The following is a 23,492-nucleotide window of genomic DNA, read 5'->3' on the forward strand; positions in this document are numbered from 1 at the left end:
AGCAACCACCCAGTGAATCGATCAGAAGTACGCGCGGATCCCGAATGCCACGCCGCGGCCCGGCAGCGGGGAGTAGTCGCGCAGCAGGGAGGTGTGCGGGCGGACCTCGCGGTTGGTCAGGTTGCTGCCGTCCAGGAAGACTTCGTAGCTGTTGCTGTCGGTCCGGTCCCAGCGGTAGGCGACGTGGGCGTCGACCAGGGTGTAGCCGTTGCTCGGCTCTTCATTCTGGGCGACGTCCTTCTGGCTGCTGTAGCGCACGGCACCGACCGAGGCGCGCCAGCCATCCTTGGCCCAGCGCAGGTCCGCGCCGACCCGGCCCGGGGCGATGCGTGGCAGGTAGCCGGTGTTGGCCAGATCCACCGTGTAGTTGTGGTTGTGGTCGCCGTGCGGGACGGCGATGTCGACGCTGCGGCTGCCGCTGCCATCCAGTTCGGCGTTGACGTAATCGCCGAACACGCGCAGGTCCCAATCGCCAGCGTTGCCTTCAAAGAGATGGAACAGCGCTTCGGCTTCGGCCCCCTTGAAGGTGGCGTCCTGCTGGGTCCACAGGCGGACCGGCAGCGATTCGACCACGCCGGTGTCGGCCAGGTAGATGAAGTCCTTGAACCTGGTCTGGTAGATGGAGGCGGAGAAATCGACGCGCTCGCTGTGGGTGTGGATGCCCAGCTCGACGCGCTGGCCGCGTTCGGTCTTCAGGTTCGCATCGCCGATCTCCAGCGAGCGGGTGGCGATGTGCGCGCCGGCGGCGTAGAGCTCTTCGTTGGTCGGGGCGCGCTCGGAGCTGTCGATGCCGAAGCGCAGGTCGACGGCGTCGTTGAGCGTCCAGATACCGGCGGCGGAGAGATTGGTGGCGCCGAACGTGCGGGCGCGGTAATCACCGGTCGGGTCCAGCTTGACCTGGTCATGGCGGCCGCCGAGCTCCAGCTTGAACGGGCCGAACTGCTTTTCCTGCAATACGAACAGGCCGATGTTCTTGGTCGCGGTATCCGGCACGAAGGCTTCTTCGCCCTTGGCGCCGAAGTCGCTGTTGCCGAACTGCAGGCCGAAGGCGCCATCCCAGCCGCCGATCTGTTCCTGCACCGCTTCCAGGCGGCCTTCGATGCCCCGGTTGGTGAAGCGCGTGGCGGGCGTGCCGGCTTCGAGTTCGGTGTGCTCGTAATCGGTGTAGGCGGTGCGCAGGCTGATGTTCTTCAGGAACGAGGTGGGCTGGTAGATGCCGCCCTTGGCTTCGAAGCGGTTCTGCACCATGTCGATGCGGACGTCATGCTCGTCGCCTTCTTCCTCGTCGCCATGGTCGTGATCGTGGTCATGACCATGGTCGTCGTCGGCATGCACGTGCGCGCCGTTGGGAATGCCGTAGTTGGTGCGGTAGGTGCTGGCGGACACACCGAAGTAGCCTTCGTCGCCCAGCCATGTGGCACCGACGCCGCCGGCGCGGGTGCGGACCGAACTGTTGTCCAGACGGCCGCGGCGCGGTTCGTCGGTGTCGCCTTCCTCGTGATCGTGGCCGCTGTGATCTTCCAGGCCATCGATCACCGCGTAGCCGGGAATGCGGTAGTCATCGCCGTTGCGGACCAGACCGTCCACATGCAGCACCACGTTGCCGCTGACACCGTCCAGGCGGAACATGCCGCTGCGCTCGTCGTTGACCGAATTGCCGCGCAGTTCGGCGCGGCCGCTGAGCGGACGGTCCGGCAGTTCGCGGGCGATGCGGCCGTCGACCACGTTGACCGCGCCGCCGATCGCACCGCTGCCGAACAGCAGGGTGGCCGGGCCCTTCAGGACCTCGATCTGATCGGCCAGGAACGGCTCGATGCTGGTGGCATGGTCGGCGCTGACGGTGGAGGCATCCATGTTGCCCATGCCGTTGGACAGCACTGCCACGCGTGGCCCTTCCTGGCCGCGGATGATCGGGCGGCCGACGCCGGGGCCGAAGAAGGTGCTCTGCACGCCGGGCAGCTTGGCCACGGTGTCGCCGAGGGTGCCGGCCTTCTGCTCGTCCAGGCGCTCACCGGCCAGCACATCCACCGGGCGGGCCAGCGATTCGGCATCGCCCTGCAGCGGCGAGGCGGTGACCTTCACGGTGGAGAGCTCGGTCAGGTGGCGGTCGCGGTGGTTGCCGGCATCATCGGCGGCCATGGCCAGCGAGGGCAGCATCGCGGCGGCAAGGGCCAGGGACAGGGCGTGGGGTTTGAGCAGGAGGGAGCTGGAGCACATAGGGCAAGGGCCTTCGGTCAATTGTTACAATATATCAATGGTGGGGCGCGCGAATCCCGTAACGGGACGGGGGGAAGGGAAGTCAGGGGGGAGGCAAGGGTGCGCGTCAGGATTGATGTTATATTATTCCATAACGCTTCGCCGACCCTGCTGGAAGTCATGCCCCTGTTCGCTCGTGTTCGCCATCTGCTGGATCGTTTCGGTGCCACCGGCTCGCTGCTGTGCGCCGTGCATTGCGCTGTGCTCCCGGTGCTGCTGGCGGCTGCGCCGTCGCTGGGTCTGTCGGTCTGGATGAGTGACGGCGTGGAGCTGGCGCTGGTGAGTTTCGTCACCCTGCTGGGCCTGTTCAGCCTGGTCTGGGGCTGGCGCCGCCATGGCGCGCTGCGCGCGCTGGGCTTCCTGATCCCGGGCCTGACCGCGTTGTGGGCGGGCCTGTTGTACGGCCCGCTGCACCACTCGGCGGTGCCGCATGCGGTGGTGATGACCTTGGGCGGCGTGCTGGTTGGCGTGGCCCATCTGGTGAATCTGCGCCTGAACCACGGCCACGTCCATGACGCCAGCTGTGCTCATTGAGAGCGCGCATGGTAGGCTTTCCGATCGTGCGCGGGGGCGCCTGAGAGGGCGGCCCCGCCGAACCCGTGTCAGTACGGGGTAATCAGATTTCGCAGCATTCAGACTAAGGAGTTACGACATGGGTAAGGGTGACCGCAAGACCGCCAAGGGCAAGCGCTTCAATGCCAGCTACGGCAATTCGCGTTCGCACGTCGTGAGCAAGGCGGCCGTGGGCGCAGCTGCGCCGGTTGCCAAGAAGACCGTGACGAAGGCGCCGGCCAAGAAGGCCGTTGCCAAGAAAGCGGTGGCCAAGGCCGGCTGATCCAGCCAGGCAGGTCATGAAAACGCGGCGCTTGCGCCGCGTTTTTTTTTGCCTGCGCGACGGGATCGCCTCAGCGCAATGCGGGGAGCAGGCGGTCCGGATCGCCATCGTTGGGGGCGGCCGGGACACCCAGCAGACGGGTCAGCAGGGGATAGACATCCACGTTGTCGAACCCGGGCAGGGTTTTCCCCTGCTGGAACGACGGCCCACGGGCAATGAACACCGCGCGCATCGAGGGCAGTGCGTTGTCGTAACCGTGCGAACCGCGGTTGCCGGGTTTGCGTGTGGCGATGCGGTCGCGGGTCAACGCATCCCAGCCTTCGTGCATCTGGCACAGGATCGGCGGAATGCGCGGATGGCGGCCGTATGCCCAGCGCGCCGGCAGGGCCTCGCGGCGCCAGCAGTCGTAGTGTGCGTGCGCACCGAGCAGGATCTTCTCGGCCTGGCGTTGCTTGCCCGGCAACGGCGCGAAGCCGACTGACTGGCCGACCGATACGTCCTTGGCGATCGACGGATCGACCATGTCTTCGGTGGCGATGACCTGGCCCTCGGGCACGCTGGCCATGCCGTGGTCGGATACCACGATGAGATTGGTGCTGTCGGCCAGACCGCGTGCCTGCAGCCCGTCCAACAGGCGGCCGATCGCGGTGTCGACCTCGCCGATGGCGGCGGCGTATTCGGAGGACTCCGGGCCGTGGTCATGCCCGGCGTGATCCACCTGTTCCATGTACAGGGTGACCAGGCGTGGTGCCTGCGCGTCGGTCTGGCCGAGCCAGCTCAACACCTGATCGACACGGTCAGGCAGGGTCACCGTGCTGTCGTACACCCGCCATTGGCTGGGCCGCACGCCCTGGATGGCCGCTTCGCTGCCGGGCCAGGACAGGGTCGCGGTATGCACGCCGGCTTTTTCAGCGCCCACCCAGATCGGTTCGCCACCCCACCAACGGGCATCGGTGACGGCCTCGCGCAGATGCAGGCGGAAGCTGCCCAGTTCGGCTTCTTCCATGCTGTTGTGGATGATGCCGTGGTGGTCCGGACGCAGCCCGGTCACGATCGTGTAGTGGTTGGGGAAGGTCAGCGCCGGGTATGAGGGCGTCATCCAGTCCGCACGCACGCCGCCGGCGATGATCCGCGACAGGTTGGGGCTGAGGCCGCGGTCGAGCATGTCCGCACGCAGGCCGTCGATGGAGACCAGCAACAGTTTGGGCGTAGTGGCTGGCGCCGTCGGGACAGCAGTCGCCGCGACGGCGTCAGGTGGAGTGGAGGGTGCGGTCGCGCACGCGGCCAGCGAAAGAGCGGCGGCAAGCGCCAGTGGAAGGCGGACGGAAATCATCACGACATGATAGTGCGTGGCGGTGACGCGTCGAAGACAACCGATGGCATACGCCACCCCACGGCGTATGCCCGGTTACGCGAACAGCGAATCGTGCCGTGCTTCCAGTTGCAGCAGCGCAGCCTTGGCTTCCAGGCCACCACCGAAGCCGGTGAGCGCACCACTGCTGCCGATCACGCGGTGGCAGGGCAGCACGATCGGCAGTGGATTGCGGCCATTGGCGGCACCGACCGCGCGGCTGGCGGTGGGGTGGTTGATGTGCCGCGCCAGTGCCACGTAACTCCAGGTCTGGCCGAACGGAATATCGGCCAGCGCCTTCCACACCCGCAGCTGGAACGGCGTGCCGTATGGGGCAAGCGGGAGATCGAAGCGCACGCGCTCACCGCGCAGGTACTCCAGCAGTTGTCCGCGTGCGTCCCGCAGTGCATGGGCGTCGCGTTGCCAGTGTTCGCGCCCTTTGGCGTCGTAACGGTTGTTCTCGAACAGGATGTGGTGGATGCCCTGGCTGTCACCGGCCACGGTGAGCGCGCCGATCGGGCTGTCGAAGGTGTCGTAGAGCAGGGTCATGAGGTAACTCCCGAAGACGGTGTGGCCAGATGCCACAGATGCAGAACGGCGTAGGCACGCCACGGTCGCCACGGCTGCGAGCGGGCCTCGGTGGCGCGTTCGCTCAGTCGCATATCACCACCGAGCACCTGCTGCAGCACCAGATCGCCGGCCGGGAACGCATCGGGCAGCGCCAGCGCACGCAGTGCCATGTAATGCGCGGTCCATGGGCCGATGCCGGGCAAGGCGACGCAGCGCGCCACGAAACCAGCCAGCGACTGGCCGGCGCGGAAATCGAGCCGGCCATCGACCACGGCCTGCGCAACCGCACGCACGGTGGCCGCGCGGGTGCGCGGCAGCCCGATGGTTTCCAGCGGTGCCTGTGCCAGCACCTCCGGCAAGGGGAACTGACGGTCCAGTCCCTCCGGCATGCCCTCCAGGGTGGCGCCGAAGCGGTCCACCACCCGGCGTGCCAGCGTGGCGGCGGCCGCCACGCTGACCTGTTGGCCAAGCACCGCGCGCACGGCCACTTCAAAGCCATCCCAGCCGCCGGGTACGCGCAGCCCGGGCGTTGTGCGATACCCGTCGCCAGCAGTGGTTCCTGCGCCAGCGTCGCGTGGACCATGCGCAGGTCGGCATCGAGATCGAAGATGCGGCGTACGCGGCGCACGATGCCCGGAATCGCACGCGGATCGACCTGGCCCAGGTGCAGCAACAGCTCCGGGCGCCGTGGATCGGCGGTCACGCGCAGCAGTGAGGGGCGCTCGGGCGGCCCGATCACGCGCTGGTAGCTGTCCGTGTCGATCTGCTCGATGCCGGGAATGGCGCGGCGGCGCAGGAAGCCGAGCATCGCGGTGAAATCCAGCGGCGGCCGGTAGCCCAGGCGCAGGGTCAGTGCGCCCTCGGTCAGCGTGCCGCGCTGGCGGCGGATCGCGGTCGGGGGCATCCCGCAGCCATCCAGAAAGGCCGCGTTGAAACGGCGCAGGCTGTTGTACCCCGAGGCCATCGCGACATCGGTGACCGGCAAGGCGGTTTCGGTGAGCAGTTGCTTGGCCAACAACAGCCGGCGGGTGGCGTGGATCTGCGCCGGCGCCGCACCGAGCCGGGCCACGAACAGGCGCTGCAGCTGGCGGGCGCTCAAGCCGACGTGGGTGGCCAGATCGGCGACCGGCTGGTCCTGCAGATAGCCATCGTGGATCAGGGCGAGCGCGCGCTGCAGCGTTTCATTGTTGAGTGCGTCCTGCGCCTCGGGGGCCAACTCGGGGCGGCAGCGCAGGCAGGGACGAAAACCCGCGGCCGCGGCTGCGGCAGCCGTGGGGTAGTAAGTGACGTTGGACGGCTTCGGCGTCGGTGCCGGGCAGACCGGTCGGCAGTAGATGCCGGTACTGCGCACGGCAGTGAAGAACACCCCGTCAAAGCGCGCATCGCGGGCAAGGCGGGCGCTTTCGCAGGCGGCGTGGTCCAGGGGCAGGGCGGTCTCCATGGGGGCCAGTCTATGCCCGGTGAGCAGTGCTGGCTCGCCATTTTCGGACGCCAATACCAGCCCCGGGTCGCCCGGTTCAGGACAGGTTGCCGCGCCGCGCCGGTCGCGCACTAGACTGTGCCTCTGCGCTGGTTTTGCCGCGCATTCCCCCTCGCAAGGATTCCGGGTTGTCCATGTTGCTCAAGTCGTGGTGGTTGCCGTTGTTGTGTCTGGGTCTGGCCGGTTGCAGCCAGCTGGAAAACCCGGGCAATGTCACCGCCGCCGACAAGGCCGTGCGGGCACAGACCGCCGATGGCGACCACATGGTCTCGATCAACGCGGCCGATGCGCCGCCACCGCCACCGCCCGCGCCCAAGCGCGGTGACCTGCGCTGGCCGGACGCGGCCCTGGAAAACGGCAAGGCGTGGATCAGCTGCGATACCGACTATGCCGGCGACGCGGGCGATGGTGCGCCGCTGGAGGCGCTTGATCGGGCCAGCATCGATGCCGCGCTGCAGCCGTGCGCCGAACGTGGCCTGCTGCGCGTGCGCTATGTGGGCAAGATTAATCCCGGTTTCTCCGAGCTGGTCGCGCGGCTGGCCGTGGTCGCCGATGCGCAGCGTATTTCCCGGCGCATTCTCGATCTGGATTCCAGTGGTGGCCAGGTCGAAGCCGCCATCGTGGCGGGGGATCGCATCGGCGAATCCAACTGGACCATCTGGGTGCGCGAAGGCTCGGTCTGCCACAGCGCCTGCGTGTTCGTGCTGGCTGCCGGCGACAACCGGCTGGTATCGGGCAAGGTCGGCATCCACCGCATGATGCGCATCAGCTCCAAGGCCACCTCGCGTGCCGAGCTCAACCGCGAACTTCATGAGGTGTACGACAACGTCAAGGATTACCTGCAGCGCAACGGCGTGGCCGTGGGCGTAGCCGATCTGATGATGACCGTGCCCAACCGCAGCCTGCGCCTGCTCACCGCCGAGGAGCTGCGTCAGTTCGGGCTGGATGGCACCAACGCGGTGCAGGATGACCTGGAACGGATCAAGCAGATGCGCAAGTGCGGCGATGCGTTCGTCCGCCGCAAGGATGCGTTCCTGGTCGCTTTCGATCAGGAGTGCAAGCGCGAAGGCAGTGAATTGGAGGCCGTCAACAGCTGTGGGCAGGCTCTGAAGCAGCGCTTCGGTTTCCCGGATGAAACCTGCCCGGACGAGAGCCCGCTGTCGGAGATCGATGTCTCCACGCTGCTGCCGGCCACCACCGCGCCCGGTCAGCCGGATGCCGTGGAGCAGACCCTGGGCGATGCCCGGCCGGCGCCGGCCGAGGCGGCCGAGCGCAACTGACGGAGGACTCACGCCCTTCCCGTAGACTGGGGCGCAGTTCTTCCAGCCAACGGTGTCCTGATGCGTGTTCCGCTGCTGCTGTTGTCCGCTCTGCTGCCTTTCGCCGCGCTGGCCCAGACGCCACCGCCGCCGGCCACGCCTGCACCGGCCCCGGCGCGCCCCGCGCCTGCCGCCGCGCCTGCCGCCCGCCCGGCACTCAGCCCGGCGCAGCAGGCGCAGGTGCAGAAGCAGGATGCGGAAATGACCGCTGCTGCATTGCAGGTCGCGAAGCTGGTCGATGCCAACCGTGCCGGCGAGGCATGGAAAGGCGCTTCGGCCGTGGCGAAGAAGTCAGTGACCGAGCAGGCCTTTGTCAGCCAGCTCACCGCCGATCGTCAGCGCCTTGGCGCGCTGGCCTCGCGTGGCCAGCCGGTGGTGACCCGGGTCAAGTACGCCGCCGGGGCGACCGTCCCGGAAGGCCTGTACATCAACGTCAGTTTCCCCACGCGCTTTGCCAACAGTGCCCAGCCGGTGCGCGAACTGGTGTCCTTCCGGTTCGACGAAGACCGCGTCTGGCGCCTGGCCGGTTACAGCGTGCGTGCCGCCACCCCCTGATCGCCGGAGACTGCGCAGATGAGTATCGAGATCCAGATGCTGGTGTGGTCGATGGTGCTCGGCCTCGTGCACGTGTTTGCACCTTCCACGTTGATCACCCGCGAGCGCGGGATCGGCTGGAATGCCTCCGCGCGCGATCAGCCGATGCCGGCGCCGAGTCCGCTGGCTGGCCGCCTGCAGCGGGCGCAGAGCAACTTCATGGAAACCTTCCCCTTCTTCGCCGCCGCGGTGCTGGCGGTGGTGCTGACCCAGCGCCAGGACGGGATGACGGCCGTGGCCGTGCAGCTGTACTTCTGGGCGCGGCTGATCTATCTGCCGCTGTACGCCGCCGGCGTGCCGTATGTGCGCAGCCTGGTGTGGCTGGTGTCGCTGCTGGGCATCGTGATGCTGCTGTGGGCGTTGCTGTGAACCCGCGCTGGCGCACCTGATCCAGATCAAGGACGGCGCCGGCGCTGCGGCGTTAAGCTGCGCTGGACACGCAACGGCAGGATGGGATCATGCAGTCAGTGGATGTGGTGGTGGTGGGCGCCGGCCCGACTGGGCTGTGCTTCGCGCGCGCCCTGGCCGATACCGGCCTGAGCGTCACCCTGATCGAACAGCAGCCGCGTGCCGCGTTGGCGCAGGCCGCCTTCGACGGCCGTGAGATCGCGCTGACCCATGCCTCCCGCCAGATCCTGGCATCGCTGGGGCTGTGGGCGCAGCTGGATCCCGCCGAGATTTCCCCGTTGCGCGATGCCAAGGTGATGGATGGCGGCTCGCCGTTCGCGCTGACCTTCGCCGCGCACCAGCGCACCGGGGACGACCTCGGCTGGCTGGTGCCCAACCATCTGATCCGTCGCGCCGCCTGGCAGAGCGTGCAGGGCCAGGCCGGTCTGGAAATCCTGGACCAGGCCAGCGTCACGGCCGTGAGCCCGGGCCCGGCCCACAGCGTGGTGACCCTGGCCGATGGCCGCCAGCTGGCCGCGCGGCTGGTGGTCGCTGCCGACAGCCGCTTCTCCTCCACCCGCCGCCTGCTGGGGATTGGCGCGCAGCTGCGTGATTTCGGCAAATCCATGCTGGTCTGCCGCATGCAGATCGAGGTGCCGCACCAGCACACCGCCTGGGAGTGGTTCGGGTATGGGCGCACGATGGCCCTGCTGCCCCTCAATGGCGACCAGGCCTCGGCCGTCATCACGCTGCCGCCCCGTCAGATCGCGGCCTTGATGGGCCAGGACGAGGCCGACTTCGGCCGCAGCATCAGTGGCTTTTTCGAGCATCGGCTGGGCGCGATGCGGCCGGTGGCCACGCCGGTGGCGTATCCCCTCGTGGGGGTGTATGCCAACGCGTTCGCCGGCGATCGCTGTGCGTTGATCGGCGATGCCGCCGTCGGCATGCATCCGGTCACCGCGCATGGCTTCAATCTGGGGTTGCAGAGCCAGCATCGACTGGCCGGGCTCCTGCGCAAGGCCGCAGGGCAGGGACGCGACATCGCCGCACCCGCCGGGCTGGCCGCTTACGAGCGCGGGCACCGGCTGGCCTCGCGGCCGCTTTACGAGGCGACCAATGCGATCGCTTCGCTGTACACCGATGACCGCCTGCCGGCGCGGCTGCTGCGCCGGGCCGGACTGCGGCTGGCGCACGGGGTGGCCCCGTTCCGCCAGCTGATCACCGCCCATCTGACCCAGCGCGATACACTGCGCTGAGTCCGGCCGGGAAGATCAGGGCGCGTCGCTGTCGGCGATCACGTGAATGACCGTGTCGGCGAACTGTACCTGCTGGCCCGCGCGGATCTTGCATGCCTTGCGCAGTTCCACTTCACCATCGACCAGCACCTGGCCGTCGCCGATCACGGTCTTGGCCTCGCCGCCGCTGGTGACCAGGTCGGCCAGCTTGAGCAGCTGCTTGAGCTCGACGTAGTCGCGGTCCAGTTCAAATTCGAGGGTCTGCATGGAGCGGGTATCCTGGGAAGAGGCGCGGACGTGGGGCCGGGCCGGGAAAGGGCGCGTATTGTGCGCCAGCCGGCGGCGCAACGGCATCCATCCGGGAATCTGTATGCGTTGTTCAGGAACGATGCGGTATCATCGCCCCCTGAGTGAGTGAATTCTCCTCCGACCGAGCAGCGCCAGGGCACGCGATAAGAAAGGGCGCCCAAAGCGCGGACCATCCCCCTTTTTTATCTCACTGCCCTCTAGAACGGCGGTGTTTCGGAGTTTCCCATGTCCCAAGAATCCCCCGCGCCGCTGCTGTTTGCAGATCTCGGCCTGTCCGACGCTGTGATGCAGGCCGTCGCCACCGTCGGTTACGAAACCCCGTCGCCGATCCAGGCCGCCACCATTCCGGCGATGCTGGAAGGCCGTGACGTGCTCGGCCAGGCCCAGACCGGTACCGGCAAGACCGCCGCCTTCGCGCTGCCGGTGCTGTCCAACCTCGATTTCAACCAGACCAAGCCGCAGGTGCTGGTGCTGGCGCCCACCCGCGAACTGGCCATCCAGGTCGCCGAGGCGTTCCAGACCTATTCCTCCGGCATCCCCGGCTTCCGCGTCCTGCCGGTGTACGGCGGCCAGCCCTATGGCCAGCAGTTGTCGGCCCTGCGTCGTGGCGTGCACGTCATCGTCGGCACCCCGGGCCGCGTGATCGATCACCTCGAGCGCGGCACCCTGGATCTGTCCGAGCTGAAGACGCTGGTGCTCGACGAAGCCGACGAAATGCTGCGCATGGGCTTCATCGACGACGTCGAAGCCGTGCTGAAGAAGCTGCCGGAGACCCGCCAGGTCGCCCTGTTCTCGGCCACCATGCCCTCGCAGATCCGCCGCATCGCGCAGACCTACCTGAAGAACCCGGCCGAAGTCACCATCGTCAGCAAGACGACGACCTCGGCCAACATCCGCCAGCGTTACTGGTGGGTGAGCGGCATGCACAAGCTGGACGCGCTGACCCGTATCCTGGAAGTGGAACCGTTCGACGCGATGATCATCTTCTCGCGTACCAAGGCAGCCACTGAAGAGCTGGCCGAGAAGCTGCAGGCGCGCGGCCTGGCCGCGGCCGCCATCAACGGCGACATGCAGCAGGCCCAGCGCGAGCGCACCATCGGCATGCTCAAGGAAGGCAAGCTGGACATCCTGGTCGCCACCGACGTGGCCGCCCGTGGTCTGGACGTGGAGCGCATCAGCCACGTGCTGAACTACGACATCCCGTACGACACCGAAAGCTATGTGCACCGCATCGGCCGTACCGGCCGTGCCGGCCGCACCGGTGACGCGATCCTGTTCGCCACCCCGCGCGAAAAGGGCATGCTGCGTGCCATCGAGCGCGCCACCCGCCAGCCCATCGAAGAGATGCAGCTGCCGAGCGTGGACGCGGTCAACGACACCCGCATCACCAAGTTCATGAGCCGCATCAGCGATGTGCTCGATGCCGGTGGCACCGAGTTCTACCGCGACCTGCTGCAGCGCCTGGAAGGCGAGAAGAACGTGCCGGCGATCGAGATCGCCGCCGCGCTGGCCAAGCTGTTGCAGGGCGATTCGCCGTTCCTGCTGACCCCGCCGGTCCGTGGTGCCCGTGAAGAGCGTGCCCCGCATCAGCGCAACGAGCGCAGCAACGACCGTGGCGAGCGCCCGGCCCGTTTCGAGCCGCGCTTCGAGCGGGGTCCGCGCCGTGAAGACGACCGTGGCCCGCGCCCGCCGCGTCCGGAAGGCGACTTCGGCAACAGCGAAGGCGGCGCCGAGCGCGCCCCGCGCCGTGACATCGCCCCGCGCGGTGCCGCCGAGCCGGGCATGGAAACCTTCCGCATCGAAGTGGGCCACGTCCACGGCGTGAAGCCGGGCAACATCGTCGGCGCGATCGCCAACGAAGCTGGCCTGGAAAGCCGTTTCATCGGCCGCATCGACATCCATGACGACTTCTCGGTGCTGGACCTGCCGGCCGAAATGCCGCAGGACCTGCTGACCCACCTGAAGAAGGTGTGGGTCTCGGGCCAGCAGCTTCAGATGCGCAAGGTCGAGCCGGGTGAAGACCTGACCCCGTCCGCGCGTCCGCCGTTCAAGCCGAAGTTCGGCCAGGGCAAGCCGCGTGGTCCGGGCGGTCCGGGTGGCCCGCGCAGCGGCCCGGGCGGCAACGACCGCCCGCCGCGTCGTGACGGCTTCAAGCCGCGCGGTCCGCGCAACTTCTGATCGCCCCAGGGTGATCAACGCGACGCCAGCCTCCGGGCTGGCGTCGTCGTATCCGGCCTCCGCGTCCCGGTCCGCCGGTTTCGCACCGTCTCAACAGTGCTGGCCCTAGCCTGCGGATTGGACCATGCTCCAATGGAATGAGTTTCCACATCCGCAGCCCCGGGGGGGATCGGCGATGTCTGGAGGTCGCAGGGAGAGTGGCGGCACCGCGATACCGTATTCGATGCGGGGGCTGACCCTGCGCTTTGTGTTGTTGACCGGCATGGCCATCGGCCTGGTCGGGATTTCCGCGGTGATCCAGGAGCTGCAGGCCGCCTCCACGGCATGGATCATGGGCCAGAGCCACTGGTCGCGCGGCCAGCAGCAGGCCACTCACGCGCTGTCGCGGTACATCGCCTCGGGTGATGCCGTTGACCTGGGCGCGACCCGGCAGGCGCTGCGGGTGCCACTGGGCGACCTCACCGCCCGCCGTGCCCTCGAGCAGGCCGACCCGGACATCGCCGCAGCACGCCAGGGCTTCATTGAAGGCGGCAACGCCCGTGGCGACATCAACCGTTTGATTCTCTCGTATCGCTACCTGCGCGATCAGCCGTATTTCCGCGATGCGGTACGCCTGTGGCGCGACACCGATGACGATCTGCTGCAACTGGTGGCCATCACCGACCGGGTCCAGGCCGGGCATGCCGCCGGCACACTGACACCGGCGGTGCAGCAGGCCCTGCTGCGCCGGGTGCAGGCGCTGGATGTGGGCATGCAGAACCAGGCGCGTGCGTTCTCCAGCGCGTTGCTGCACACCGCGGCGATGGTGCGCATGACGACCTTCATCGTCGGTGGCCTGTCGGTGCTGGCGATCACCCTGGTCGCGGTGCTGCTGGCGCGCCGCGTGCGCAACGACCTGACCGAACAGGAGAGCCGATTCCGCGCCGCGTTCTACCAGGCCACGGTGGGCATGCTCAAGCTGGATGAGGACGGCGGCATCATGGAGGCCAACCAGGCCATGGCCGATATCCTGGGCCAGCGCCGCGAGGCCCTGCTCAGTCTGTCGCTGGCCGATCTGCTGGTGGAGGGCGAGCTGATCCTGGACGAGCGCGGCCGGATCGACTGGCCGCGCCAGTTGCGCCCGGGCGAGCTGCGCTTCCTGCGCGCTGACGGCAGCCTGATGTGGGGGCGCTGGAGCGGTACCGTGGTGCACACCCGGGCGCGGGCGCCGGCGGTGTTCGCGCTGGTGGAAGATGTTTCGCAGAACCATGCCCTGGCACGCGAGGTGGAGCACCACGCCAGTCACGACCCGCTGACCGGGCTCATCAACCGCCGCGAGATCGAGCGGCTGCTCGAACAGGCGCTGGTGGCGGTACGTGCCGAGGGCGGCACCCACTCGCTGTGCTACATCGATCTGGACTACTTCAAGCTGGTCAACGACGGGCTCGGCCACGCTGCCGGCGATCAGCTGCTGCGCAGCTTCGCCGATTACCTGGTGGGGGCGGTGCGTGATGGCGACTGGGTCGGCCGCCTGGGCGGCGACGAGTTCGCCTTGTTCCTGGCCAATGCCGGGCAGGATGAAGCCAAGCAGGTGCTGCAGCGGGTGGTGCGCACGCTTGGCCAGGTCAGCATCCAGCAGGGCGACGGCGCACCCCGGGTGAGCTGCAGCATCGGGGTGGTTGAGATCAGCCCGGATGCGCCGGATGTGAACTGGTTGATGAGCGCCGCCGATAGTGCCTGCTACGCGGCCAAGGAGGCCGGCCGCAACCGGGTGCACTGCTACAACGAGAGCCGCATGGCACTGGATGAGCGGCGGCGCGAAGCGGAGCGGTTGGCCAATGTCTCCAGCGCGATGGCCGAGAACCGCATGCTGTTGTATGCACAGCGCATCGAGCGGGTCGGCGATCCGGAGTTCCTGCATTACGAAGTGCTGGTGCGCATGCGCAGCCCGGAAGGCGCGCTGCAGGGGCCGGCCGAGTTCATGGGCGCGGTGGAGCGATACGGCATGGGCATGGCACTGGACCGGCATGTGCTGTCCCTGCTGTTCCGGCACCTGCAGGTGTGCCCGAGCCATGTGCAGCAGCTGGGCCTGTGCAACGTCAACGTGTCCGCGCAGTCGATCGCCGAGCCGAGCTTCCTGGCCTTCGTCACCGATCTGCTCGAACGCAACCGCGGCCTGGCGCGCAAGCTGTGCTTTGAAATCACCGAGACCGCGGCGGTCAGCACCTGGATCAGGCACGCGCCTTCATCGACGCGGTGAAAGCGCGTGGCTGCCGCATGGCGCTGGACGATTTCGGCTCGGGGCTGTCCTCGTTCGCCTACCTGCGGCAACTGCCGGCGGACATGCTCAAGATCGACGGCGTATTCGTGCGCGACATGAACCTGGATCCGGTCAACCGTGCCGCCGTGCGGGCGATCACCGAGGTCGGCCGCGAGCTGCACATGATGGTGGTGGCCGAATGGGTGGAATCGGCGGTGGTCGCCGATCAGCTGGCCCAGATGGGCGTGGAGGGCCTGCAGGGGTATGCGATCGAACGGCCGATTCCGCTGGAGCGGATGACCCAGCTGGCGATCCGGCCGGTGGGCGCGGGCCGGCCCTCCGAGGCCTGGCGGGGCGTGCCATGATGCGATAATCGCCGCCGACGGTTGCGGACACGGTGTGCGCGGACGAACACGGGCGGGCAGGGCGCAGGTGTGAGCAACGGGGGCGGGTATTCAATCGGGTGGATGGCGCTTGCGCTGGTGCTGCTGTGGCTGTTGCCCTGGAGCCTGCAGGCCGCGCCGCGCGTGGGGCAGGACTTCCTGTTGCTGGGTGGGGCCACCGATGAGGTGACACCGCAGCGCGCCTGTACGCCGGATGTGCTGGCACGCCACCAGGAAGTGCTGTCGATTCCGGCGCCGGCCGCCGGCTGGTCGGGCAAGCCCCAGGCCGTGGATGTGTTCGGCGTGCTCACCGGCGAGGTCCGCATCAGCCACGGCGACCGCGAGATCTGCGGCAGCATGCACGATGCGCGGACCCGTGATTCGCGCTTCCGTGCGGGGGTCGGGCTGGTGGTGGTTCCCGAGGCCGGCGATCACGAACCGATCGTGGTGTCCTGGACCCGCCCGCTGAAGAACCGCTGGGTGCCGACCATCCAGCTCGGCGCCCCCAGCCCGGTGCAGCAGAACGACACCGCCCGGCTGCTGATGCGCGCGGCGTGCATCGCGGTGGCGATCGCCCTGGCGCTGTCGGCGCTGATGGGCTGGGCCACCACCCGCGACCGCTCGTTCCTGGTGTATGTGGGTGCCTGTCTGGTGTTCGTGCTCTGGCAGGCGGTCCTTGGTGGGCTGAGTGGCTATCCCGAGCCGTGGTTGCCGGTGCAGGACCGTGCCTCCTGGTGGCTGATCGCACTCACTGCGTTCAGCCAGGCGCTGCTGCTGCCGATCCTGTGGCGGCTCAATGGCGGCGACCGGCGGTGGCCACGCTCGCGCCCGGCGCAGCACCTCGTGCTCTGGGGGCTGATCGCGCTCGGCCTGAGTGTGCCGCTGTGGGGGCTGACCGGGCTGGGCATCGTGGCGCTCGTACTGGAGTGGAGTTTCCTGGGGGCCTGCACGCTGTGCCTCGGCGCAGGCCTGTGGGGGCTGTGGCAGCGCGATGCGCATGCTCTGCCGGGGCTGGCCGCGCTGGCCCCCTGGTGGATCATGATCGGGGCCGATGCGCTGGATGCGCAGTGGCTGGTGGCCTATCGGATCGAAGCGTTGCAGCTGTCGGCGACCTGGTTCCTGATGATGGCCGCCTATGCCCTGAACCTGCGGCTGGGCCGGCTGCGCCGCCAGCGCGATGAAATGCGCCAGCTCGCCGATACCGACATGCTGACCGGCCTGCCCAATCGCCGCGCCGGCCTGCGCCTGCTCGCCGAATACCTGGAACGGGCGCGCCAGGAGCCGCACGCACTGGCGATCGGCTTCCTGGATATCGATCTGTTCAAGGACATCAACGATCAGTTCGGCCACGACGTCGGCGATCAGGTGCTGGTCGCGGTGGCGCGCGCGCTGCGCGGTTCGGTGCGCAATCACGACGATGTGATCCGGATGGGCGGTGAAGAATTCCTGGTGCTGCTGCCCGGCGCCGGCCATGCCGCCGCGGTGGCGCGGCTGGAGACGGTGCGCCAGCAGGTGGCGGCCGTCACCCAGGCACTCGGCATTGCCGGCCTGACGGTCTCGGCCAGCATCGGCCTGGCCGTGCTCAAGCCGGGCAGCGACGACCTGGCCGGGCTGCTGCGCCGGGCCGACCACGCCATGTATTGCGCCAAGCGCAACGGTCGCAACCAGATCCATGACGGCGAGCGCACCACGACCGCCGGCGATCCGCTGCCGGCCTGAACCGCCGGCACGCGGAAAAACGCAGCAGCGGCCGCCTTTTGCCCGATAATGGGCCGATGACAACCCGACTCAACAAGCATATCGCCGACACCGGCTTCTGTTCCCGGCGCGAAGCCGACCGCCTGATCGGCGAACGCCGCGTCACCGTCAATGGCCATCCGGCCGGTACCGGTGCGGTGGTGGGCGAACAGGACGTGGTGCTGGTCGACGGCCAGCCGCTGCGCGCGCGCGAAGCGAAGAAGGCCGGCGGCCGCAAGCATGTCTATATCGCGCTGAACAAGCCGGTGGGCATCACCTGCACCACCGAAAGTTCGGTCAAGGGCAACATCGTGGAGTTCGTCGGCCACGAACAGCGCATCTTCCCGATCGGCCGCCTGGACAAGGATTCCGAAGGCCTGATCCTGCTGACCAGCAACGGCAACATCGTCAACCAGATCCTGCGCGCCGAGAACGGGCACCAGAAGGAATACATGGTGGCGGTCAACAAGGCCGTCACCGACGAGTTCCTGCGTGGCATGGCCCGCGGCGTGCGCATCCGCGATGAGGTCACGCTGCCGTGCCGGACCAGCAAGCTGGCCAAGTTCGGGTTCCGGATCACGCTGCAGCAGGGCTTGAACCGGCAGATCCGCCTGATGGCGGCCGCGTTCGGCTTCCGGGTCACCCAGCTGCGCCGCGTGCGCATCGACAACATCAAACTCGGTGCGCTCAAGCCGGGGCAGTGGCGCAATCTCACCGATGCCGAGCTCAACGGCCTGCTGCCCAAACAGCTGGACTGGTGATGCTGTGCGTCACGCCGTGACGCCGTACCCGGGCTAGACTGATCCGGCACACGCCACCGCCTGCCACGATGATCAAGCCGTCCAAGCCGGACAACGAAGCACAGCGCCTGCTGGCGCTGCAGCGGTATCAGATCCTGGATACGCCGCGCGAGCGGTCCTTTGATGATCTGGTCACGATCGCCACCGCGCTGTGCGGCACCCACATGGGCGCGGTGACCCTGGTCGACCAGGACCGCCAGTGGTTCAAGGCGCGGCAGCTGCTGGACGCACCCGAAACCACCCGGGACATCTCCTTCTGCGGTCACGCCATCCTGCAGCCGGACCAGGTGATGGTGGTCGAGGATGCGCGAACCGACCCACGCTTTGTCGACAACCCGATCGTGGTCGATGAGCCGCATATCCGTTTTTATGCGGGCGCGCCGCTGCTGAGCAGTGACGGCCTGCCCCTGGGCACGCTGTGCGTGTTCGATGCCGCCCCCGGGCAGCTCAGCCCCGGCCAGCGCGATGCCCTGTCGGCGCTGTCGCGGCAGGTTTCGCTGGTGATGGAGCTGCGCCGGTACGCGCATGAAATACAGCAGCACATGACCGATCGCGCCTGGTACGAGCAGCGTCTGGCCGAGTACAACGAACTGCTGGAACAGCAGAACGCCGATCTGGCCGAACAGAGCCGCACCGATCCGCTCACCGGCCTGCCCAACCGCCGCGCGATGAGCACCGCGCTGGAGGCGGCGGTGGTGGATGCCGAGGGTCACCCGCGCGCGACCGCGGTGGCGCTGCTCGACATCGACCACTTCAAGACCGTCAACGATCTGTACGGTCATGCCACCGGCGATCACGTGCTGGCTGAACTGGCCCGCCTGCTGCGCGCGCACTTCGCCGGGCATGGCCTGGCCGCGCGCTACGGCGGCGAAGAGTTCGTGGTGCTGATGCCCGACACGCCGTTGGCCACGGCAGAGCTGCAGTGCGATTTCCTGCGCATGGCGGTAGCCGATCTGCCGCTGGGCCTGCCGTTGACGATCAGCATCGGGGTGGCCGCGCACCGTCACGGTGATGCGATCGAGCAGACCCTGGCCCGCGCCGATGCGGCGCTGTACCGGGCAAAGGGCGAGGGGCGCAACCGGGTCATCCGCGCCGACTGATGTGCACGGGTCGTATCCGCGGCAGGGACCGGGTGTTGGCGGGTACGCCCGCTCAATCGGCGATGTTGCGTGCCTCGGACGTCGCCATCAGTTCCGGGTGCTGCACCTTCCGGCGGCGGTTGAGCAGCGGGTGCAGGAACACCGCCCCGACGATGATCGCCACGCCGGCATAGAACAGCGGGGTCAGCTCCCGTTGCTCGCTGAGCAGCACCATCGCCAGCAGGATGGCGTAGACCGGCTCAAGATTGGTCACCAGCTGCGACGTGTAGGCGCTGATGTGGCGCAGCGCGACCAGCGCGAGCGCGAACGGCAGCAGCGTGCACAGCCCGGCCAGGGTCAACAGCAGCAGGCCGTCGTGCAGGTCCGGGATCACCCACAGGTCGCTGGCCAGGGCGGGCAGCAGGAAGGGCAGTACCGGCGCCAGCAGGGTCAGGGTGAGCGTGCCCGCACCGAGTTCCAGCGCGGTCACGGTGAGCGGGTCGGCATGGCTGACCAGGCGCTTGTTGAGTGAGCCGAAGATCGCCACCAGCAGCGCCGACAGCGCGCCGATCAGCACGCCCAGGCGCATGCCATCGGGCACGCCGCCCACCACCAGCGCGACGCCCGGCAGGACCAGGATCCCGAAGGCCAGCTCACGGAACTGGAAGGGGCGCTTGGCCACCCAGGGCTCGATCACCGCGGTGAACACCGGCGCCAGCGCGATGCAGGTGGCCGCCACCGAGGCATTGGCCAGCTTGACCGCGCCATAGAACGTGAGCCAGTGCAGCGCGACCAGCGCGCCCACACCGCAGTAGCCGGCCACCAGCCGCGGCGACAGCTGGCGCAGCCCGCGCCACACGCGCGGCACCAGGGCCAGCATCGCCACCACCAGCAACATGCGCCACCACACCAGCGGCAGCGCGGGCAGGGTGATCAGCTTGCCAAGGATGGCGGTGACGCCCCACAGCAGCACACAGAAATGGATTTGCAGCAGGGCTCTGCGGGTATCGGTCATCGGCATCCGCCTATTGTGCGACACGCCGCGCCGCGAAGGATGCTTTCCACGCGATCCAGCGCGGGGTCGTGGCATTCTGCAGCGATGACACGCCTGCCTATCGCCCCTGTCCCCGCCGGACTGCCCCGCACCCTTCGCACCTTGGCCGGCCTCACTGCGGTGATCGCCGTGGCGGCACTGCTGCTGCAGTACACGTTGCTGCTCGACACACCGGGCCTGGGTGCTGCGGACGCGACGCTGCGCTACCTGGGCTACTTCACCATCCTGAGCAACATCGGCGTTGCCGCCGTCTGCCTGGCACTGGCCCGCGGCCGCCGTGACGGGCTGGCCGGCCCGGTCCCACGCGCGGCCGTGGCGCTGTTCATCGGCATCACCGGGTTGATCTACGTGACCCTCCTGGCTCCGTTGTGGGACCCGCAGGGCGCACAGTGGTGGGCCGATACGGGTCTGCATTACGCGGTGCCGATGCTGTATCTGCTTGGCTGGCTGGCCGGGCCGCATGGCGGCCTGCATAGGCGTGGGTTGCTCAGCGCACTGGCGTTCCCGACGGTCTACCTGGGCTGGGCCCTGCTGGTCGGGCGGCTCAGTGGGCAGTACCCGTATCCCTTCCTGGACCTGCGCGCGCTGGGCATCGCGCTGGTCGCGCGCAATGCGCTGTCCGTGGGGGTGGTATTCGTCGTGTGCGGTGCGCTGCTGTGGTGGCTGGATGGAGCCTTGGCCGCGCGCCGCCGGAACCGGTAACGCATCAGCTGCCGCCGAGCAGCTGCAGCTGATCGCGCAGCGCCATCGCCGCGCCGGGATTGCGCTGTTTGGCCGCACCGATGAACAGCACATACACCTCGCGCGGTGGCTGCGCGGGGAGTTCGGCAGCCAGGTGGGGCAGGTCCGGGTTGTCTTCGCCGCGGGCCCAGCGCATCGCACGCAGGCACCACTGTTCCAGCGCCCGTGCCGGGTAGCCGGCACGCAGGTTCGCGCGTGAGTGCATCAATCGCGCATAGATGAAGTCGGCGGTGGGGTCGGCGAAACTGGGGTACTCATCCGAGCCACTGAACACCAGCGCGGCACCGTGCGCACGGGCAGCGGTCAGCAGCGCCGGCGTCCATGCCGCGGGGTTGCGCACCTCCAGTGCGTGCTGCAGGCGGTGGCCGTCGACCTTGCGCGGCAGCATGCCCAGGAACCGATCGAATTCGGCCGCACCGGCGGGATGGCTGTCGCCGAACTGCCAGATCAGTGGCCCCAGCCGGTCCTCCAGAACGCGGATGCCCTCGATGAAACGTTCGGCACGTTCGCCCACCGTGGTCAGGTCATGGGTCTGGGTGATCGTGCGTGGCGCCTTGGCCGAGAAACGGAAGCCCTCGGGCGTCTGCGCGCGCCACTGGGCATAGATGGCCGGCTTCTGCGCGCGATAGAACGTGCTGTTGATCTCGATGCAGCCCAACTGCTGGCTGGCGTAGGCCAGTTCTTCGCGCTGCGGCAATCCAGCCGGATAGAACGTGCCGGCGCGCCACGCCGGGAAGACCCAGCCACCGATACCCGTGCGGATGGAGCCGGCCGCAGCGCTCATGCGCCGTCCGCGTGGTCGACCCATGGGTCGTAGCTGCCGAACCACCACAGGTAGCCTTCCAGATCGCGGCAGGCATAGCCGCGGCCGCCATAGGGCTGGTCGGCGATGTCCATGACGATCTGCGCGCCGGCGGCAACGGCGCGCGCATGATGCGCATCCGGATCGGCGACGATCACGCAGGCGCTCTGGGTCTGGCGACCGCCGACCTCGTCCGGGTGGACGCTGTAGCGGCCCCACTCACTGTCGTTGTCGACCGAGCCGAGCATGATCATGCCGTGGCCGTAGACCAGCTGGGCGTGGTGAACGGTATCGCCATCGGCGTAGACCGCCTGTTTCTGGAAGCCGAACGCGCGCTGCAGCCAGGCAATGGCGGCGTGCGCATCGCGGTAGCGCAGGCAGGGAATGACGGTGGCGATGGTCTCGGCGGGCGCGGTCATGGCGGGCCTCCTTCTGGCACAGGCGAGCCTGATCCGGGCCGCGTTACCATCGTGCGAAACCGGGGCATCGGCACCCTCGACGCCCCCGCCACACGCAACCGGAGACACTGCTTGAAGACATCCTGGATCGGAGGCGCCGTGCTGCTGGCATGCGCACCCTTGGCATCGGCCGCCGTGCCGGCCGAACTGCAGCGGCTGGACGCCACCATCGAACGCGCCCGCAGCGAGTTCGACATCCCCGGCATCGCCGTGGCGGTGGTCAAGGATGGCAAGGTGGTGATGGAGCGCGGCTACGGGGTGCGCGAGCTGGGCAAGCCGGACCCGGTGCAGGCCGATACGCTGTTTGCGATCGCCTCCAATACCAAGGCGTTCACCGCCACCTCGCTGAATCTGCTGGCCGAGCAGGGCAAGCTGAAGATGGACGATCGCGTGATCGATCATCTGCCCGGCTTCCGCATGTCCGATCCGTACGTGACCGGCGAAATGCGCATCCGCGATCTGCTGTCGCACCGCAGTGGCCTGAGCCTGGGCGCGGGCGACCTGCTGTTCTGGCCGACCACTTCCTACAGCAACAAAGAGGTGGTGCAGCGGCTGGGCAAGGTGCCGTTGAAGGCGGGCTTCCGTGATCGCTATGCCTACGACAACATTCTCTACGCGGTCGCCCAGCAGGTGATCGAACAGGTGTCCGGGCAGACCTATGCGGACTTCCTGCAGCAGCACATCTTCACCCCGGTGGGCATGCAAGGCACCCGTTACAACGCCGATCATCTGCAGCCCGGCGACAACGCTGCAGTGGGGCACGCCAAGTATGATTTCAGCCAGCTGCGCACCGTCGCGCCGCTGACCTGGTCCAACAACGCCGGCGCCGGCGGCATCTATTCCAGCGTGCACGACATGGCGCGCTGGATGAACGTGCAGCTGGCCCAGGGCACGCTGGAGAACGGGAAGCCGCTGTTCACCGCCAAGACCCAGCAAGCGATGTGGCAGATGATCACCCCGCAGGTGGTGCCCGAGCCGAGCGTGCCGCAGCTGGCGGCGGCACGGCCGAACTTCGCCGGCTATGGCGAGGGCTGGAGCCTGAGCGATTACCGGGGCCAGAAACTGGTCTGGCATACCGGCGGCTGGCCGGGCATGGTCTCGCGCGTGACCCTGGTGCCGGCGCAGAAGCTGGGCATCGTGGTGTTGACCAACCAGGAAGTGGGCGCGGCCTTCAACGCGATCACGATGGAAGCGCTGGATGCCTATCTGCAGGCACCGGCCACCGACTGGGTCGCCGCGTACGCAGCCGCCGTGGCCAAGTCGCAGGAGAAGGCGGACGAGGGCTGGGCCAAGCACCTGGCCGCACGCGATGCGACATCCAAGCCGTCGCTGCCGCTGGCACGCTATGCAGGCGGCTACCGCGACGCATGGTACGGCGAGGTATTCGTTGAGCAGCAGCGCGGCAAACTGCGCCTGCGCTTCGGCAAGACCGCGCAGTTGATCGGCACGCTGGAACATTGGCAGCACGATACTTTCCTGGTGCGCTGGGACGACCGGTCACTCAACGCCGATGCGTTCGTGAATTTCAGTCTCGATCCGGACGGCAAGGTCCGCGAGGTCCGCATGCAGGCGGCATCTTCGCTGACCGATTTCAGCTTCGATTTCCAGGACCTGCTGCTGACGCCGATCGCGCCGGAGGCCAAGGGCTGAACCCCGTCGCCGGCGTGTGAGGGAGGTGAGAGTAA

General features: G+C 68.1%; 19 protein-coding genes and 2 pseudogenes. 13 read left to right on the forward strand and 8 right to left on the reverse strand.

Annotated elements, in window-relative coordinates; translation table 11 throughout:
* Positions 1-21: 21 nt before the first annotated feature.
* Positions 22-2,217, reverse strand: a complete 2,196-nt coding sequence (locus tag ACW6W5_RS10215; RefSeq protein ID WP_152151702.1) for a TonB-dependent receptor — start codon at positions 2,215-2,217, stop codon at positions 22-24.
* 159 nt (positions 2,218-2,376) lie between these two features.
* Between ACW6W5_RS10215 and ACW6W5_RS10220 the strand changes: the two genes are divergently transcribed.
* Both ACW6W5_RS10220 and ACW6W5_RS10225 read left to right on the forward strand, forming a co-directional pair.
* Positions 2,377-2,790 (forward strand): MerC domain-containing protein, encoded by a 414-nt coding sequence (locus tag ACW6W5_RS10220; RefSeq protein WP_121041406.1) that lies wholly within the window; start codon positions 2,377-2,379, stop codon positions 2,788-2,790.
* A 118-nt stretch (positions 2,791-2,908) separates the two neighbouring features.
* Positions 2,909-3,091 (forward strand): 30S ribosomal protein THX, encoded by a 183-nt coding sequence (locus tag ACW6W5_RS10225; protein WP_019184443.1) that lies wholly within the window; start codon positions 2,909-2,911, stop codon positions 3,089-3,091.
* A gap of 70 nt (positions 3,092-3,161) precedes the next feature.
* On the opposite strand, the gene ACW6W5_RS10230 is transcribed toward ACW6W5_RS10225, so the two are convergent.
* The 3 genes and pseudogenes from ACW6W5_RS10230 to ACW6W5_RS10240 form a co-directional block, all read right to left on the reverse strand.
* Complete coding sequence (locus ACW6W5_RS10230; RefSeq protein WP_121041407.1) at positions 3,162-4,424, reverse strand: alkaline phosphatase family protein; 1,263 nt, start codon at positions 4,422-4,424, stop codon at positions 3,162-3,164.
* A gap of 75 nt (positions 4,425-4,499) precedes the next feature.
* On the reverse strand, positions 4,500-4,991 hold the full coding sequence (locus ACW6W5_RS10235) for a methylated-DNA--[protein]-cysteine S-methyltransferase (RefSeq protein ID WP_121041409.1): 492 nt from the start codon (positions 4,989-4,991) through the stop codon (positions 4,500-4,502).
* Positions 4,988-6,453 (reverse strand): annotated as a pseudogene (locus tag ACW6W5_RS10240) (AlkA N-terminal domain-containing protein). Before ACW6W5_RS10240 ends, ACW6W5_RS10235 begins: the two are co-directional and overlap by 4 nt.
* Positions 6,454-6,629: 176 nt before the next feature.
* On the opposite strand from ACW6W5_RS10240, the gene ACW6W5_RS10245 reads away from it, so the two are divergent.
* The 4 genes from ACW6W5_RS10245 (at position 6,630) to ubiM (ending at position 10,048) form a co-directional block, all read left to right on the forward strand.
* Entirely contained in the window at positions 6,630-7,772 is a 1,143-nt protein-coding gene (locus ACW6W5_RS10245) for a COG3904 family protein (protein WP_193222759.1), read from the forward strand.
* 60 nt (positions 7,773-7,832) lie between these two features.
* Positions 7,833-8,366 (forward strand): DUF4019 domain-containing protein, encoded by a 534-nt coding sequence (locus tag ACW6W5_RS10250; protein ID WP_152151704.1) that lies wholly within the window; start codon positions 7,833-7,835, stop codon positions 8,364-8,366.
* Positions 8,367-8,384: 18 nt separating this feature from the next.
* Positions 8,385-8,774, forward strand: a complete 390-nt coding sequence (locus ACW6W5_RS10255) for an MAPEG family protein (protein ID WP_121041417.1) — start codon at positions 8,385-8,387, stop codon at positions 8,772-8,774.
* A gap of 89 nt (positions 8,775-8,863) precedes the next feature.
* Positions 8,864-10,048: a 5-demethoxyubiquinol-8 5-hydroxylase UbiM gene (ubiM, locus tag ACW6W5_RS10260; RefSeq protein WP_152151706.1), complete on the forward strand. Its 1,185-nt coding sequence runs from the start codon at positions 8,864-8,866 to the stop codon at positions 10,046-10,048.
* Positions 10,049-10,063: 15 nt separating this feature from the next.
* On the opposite strand, the gene ACW6W5_RS10265 is transcribed toward ubiM, so the two are convergent.
* Entirely contained in the window at positions 10,064-10,294 is a 231-nt protein-coding gene (locus ACW6W5_RS10265) for an RNA-binding S4 domain-containing protein (protein WP_019184435.1), read from the reverse strand.
* A 267-nt stretch (positions 10,295-10,561) separates the two neighbouring features.
* On the opposite strand from ACW6W5_RS10265, the gene ACW6W5_RS10270 reads away from it, so the two are divergent.
* From ACW6W5_RS10270 to ACW6W5_RS10290, 5 genes and pseudogenes are all read left to right on the forward strand, one after another.
* Positions 10,562-12,514, forward strand: a complete 1,953-nt coding sequence (locus tag ACW6W5_RS10270; protein ID WP_121041421.1) for a DEAD/DEAH box helicase — start codon at positions 10,562-10,564, stop codon at positions 12,512-12,514.
* 175 nt (positions 12,515-12,689) lie between these two features.
* Positions 12,690-15,118, forward strand: a pseudogene (locus ACW6W5_RS10275) (putative bifunctional diguanylate cyclase/phosphodiesterase).
* A 102-nt stretch (positions 15,119-15,220) separates the two neighbouring features.
* Positions 15,221-16,855, forward strand: a complete 1,635-nt coding sequence (locus ACW6W5_RS10280) for a sensor domain-containing diguanylate cyclase (RefSeq protein ID WP_152151708.1) — start codon at positions 15,221-15,223, stop codon at positions 16,853-16,855.
* Between the two features lie 56 nt (positions 16,856-16,911).
* Positions 16,912-17,634: a pseudouridine synthase gene (locus ACW6W5_RS10285; protein WP_121041427.1), complete on the forward strand. Its 723-nt coding sequence runs from the start codon at positions 16,912-16,914 to the stop codon at positions 17,632-17,634.
* Positions 17,635-17,702: 68 nt separating this feature from the next.
* Positions 17,703-18,773 carry a GGDEF domain-containing protein gene (locus ACW6W5_RS10290; protein ID WP_152151710.1) on the forward strand — a complete coding sequence of 357 codons (1,071 nt, stop codon included), beginning with the start codon at positions 17,703-17,705 and terminating at the stop codon, positions 18,771-18,773.
* Between the two features lie 52 nt (positions 18,774-18,825).
* Here the strand turns inward: ACW6W5_RS10290 and ACW6W5_RS10295 are convergent, their stop codons facing one another.
* Positions 18,826-19,773, reverse strand: coding sequence for a DMT family transporter (locus ACW6W5_RS10295; RefSeq protein ID WP_121041431.1), 948 nt, complete (start codon positions 19,771-19,773; stop codon positions 18,826-18,828).
* A gap of 78 nt (positions 19,774-19,851) precedes the next feature.
* Between ACW6W5_RS10295 and ACW6W5_RS10300 the strand changes: the two genes are divergently transcribed.
* Positions 19,852-20,508, forward strand: a complete 657-nt coding sequence (locus tag ACW6W5_RS10300) for a Pr6Pr family membrane protein (protein WP_152151712.1) — start codon at positions 19,852-19,854, stop codon at positions 20,506-20,508.
* A gap of 4 nt (positions 20,509-20,512) precedes the next feature.
* Here the strand turns inward: ACW6W5_RS10300 and ACW6W5_RS10305 are convergent, their stop codons facing one another.
* Positions 20,513-21,331, reverse strand: a complete 819-nt coding sequence (locus ACW6W5_RS10305) for a DUF72 domain-containing protein (RefSeq protein WP_152151714.1) — start codon at positions 21,329-21,331, stop codon at positions 20,513-20,515.
* On the reverse strand, positions 21,328-21,768 hold the full coding sequence (locus ACW6W5_RS10310) for a VOC family protein (RefSeq protein ID WP_152151727.1): 441 nt from the start codon (positions 21,766-21,768) through the stop codon (positions 21,328-21,330). The genes ACW6W5_RS10305 and ACW6W5_RS10310 overlap by 4 nt, the downstream gene beginning before the upstream one ends.
* 111 nt (positions 21,769-21,879) lie before the next feature.
* Between ACW6W5_RS10310 and ACW6W5_RS10315 the strand changes: the two genes are divergently transcribed.
* Positions 21,880-23,457 carry a serine hydrolase gene (locus tag ACW6W5_RS10315; RefSeq protein ID WP_152151729.1) on the forward strand — a complete coding sequence of 526 codons (1,578 nt, stop codon included), beginning with the start codon at positions 21,880-21,882 and terminating at the stop codon, positions 23,455-23,457.
* Positions 23,458-23,492 lie beyond the last annotated feature (35 nt).

This window comes from Stenotrophomonas sp. IS26, assembly GCF_054188265.1.

Coding starts and splice junctions, on each gene's coding strand:
- ACW6W5_RS10230 (WP_121041407.1), bottom strand. CDS start 4,424: ATGATTTCCGTCCGCCTTCCACTGGCGCTTGCCGCCGCTCTTTCGCTG.
- ACW6W5_RS10220 (WP_121041406.1), top strand. CDS start 2,377: ATGCCCCTGTTCGCTCGTGTTCGCCATCTGCTGGATCGTTTCGGTGCC.
- ACW6W5_RS10270 (WP_121041421.1), top strand. CDS start 10,562: ATGTCCCAAGAATCCCCCGCGCCGCTGCTGTTTGCAGATCTCGGCCTG.
- ACW6W5_RS10310 (WP_152151727.1), bottom strand. CDS start 21,768: ATGACCGCGCCCGCCGAGACCATCGCCACCGTCATTCCCTGCCTGCGC.
- ACW6W5_RS10225 (WP_019184443.1), top strand. CDS start 2,909: ATGGGTAAGGGTGACCGCAAGACCGCCAAGGGCAAGCGCTTCAATGCC.
- ACW6W5_RS10290 (WP_152151710.1), top strand. CDS start 17,703: ATGATCAAGCCGTCCAAGCCGGACAACGAAGCACAGCGCCTGCTGGCG.
- ACW6W5_RS10280 (WP_152151708.1), top strand. CDS start 15,221: ATGGCGCTTGCGCTGGTGCTGCTGTGGCTGTTGCCCTGGAGCCTGCAG.
- ACW6W5_RS10250 (WP_152151704.1), top strand. CDS start 7,833: ATGCGTGTTCCGCTGCTGCTGTTGTCCGCTCTGCTGCCTTTCGCCGCG.
- ACW6W5_RS10255 (WP_121041417.1), top strand. CDS start 8,385: ATGAGTATCGAGATCCAGATGCTGGTGTGGTCGATGGTGCTCGGCCTC.
- ACW6W5_RS10235 (WP_121041409.1), bottom strand. CDS start 4,991: ATGACCCTGCTCTACGACACCTTCGACAGCCCGATCGGCGCGCTCACC.
- ACW6W5_RS10295 (WP_121041431.1), bottom strand. CDS start 19,773: ATGCCGATGACCGATACCCGCAGAGCCCTGCTGCAAATCCATTTCTGT.
- ACW6W5_RS10265 (WP_019184435.1), bottom strand. CDS start 10,294: ATGCAGACCCTCGAATTTGAACTGGACCGCGACTACGTCGAGCTCAAG.
- ACW6W5_RS10285 (WP_121041427.1), top strand. CDS start 16,912: ATGACAACCCGACTCAACAAGCATATCGCCGACACCGGCTTCTGTTCC.
- ACW6W5_RS10305 (WP_152151714.1), bottom strand. CDS start 21,331: ATGAGCGCTGCGGCCGGCTCCATCCGCACGGGTATCGGTGGCTGGGTC.
- ACW6W5_RS10300 (WP_152151712.1), top strand. CDS start 19,852: ATGACACGCCTGCCTATCGCCCCTGTCCCCGCCGGACTGCCCCGCACC.
- ACW6W5_RS10215 (WP_152151702.1), bottom strand. CDS start 2,217: ATGTGCTCCAGCTCCCTCCTGCTCAAACCCCACGCCCTGTCCCTGGCC.
- ubiM (WP_152151706.1), top strand. CDS start 8,864: ATGCAGTCAGTGGATGTGGTGGTGGTGGGCGCCGGCCCGACTGGGCTG.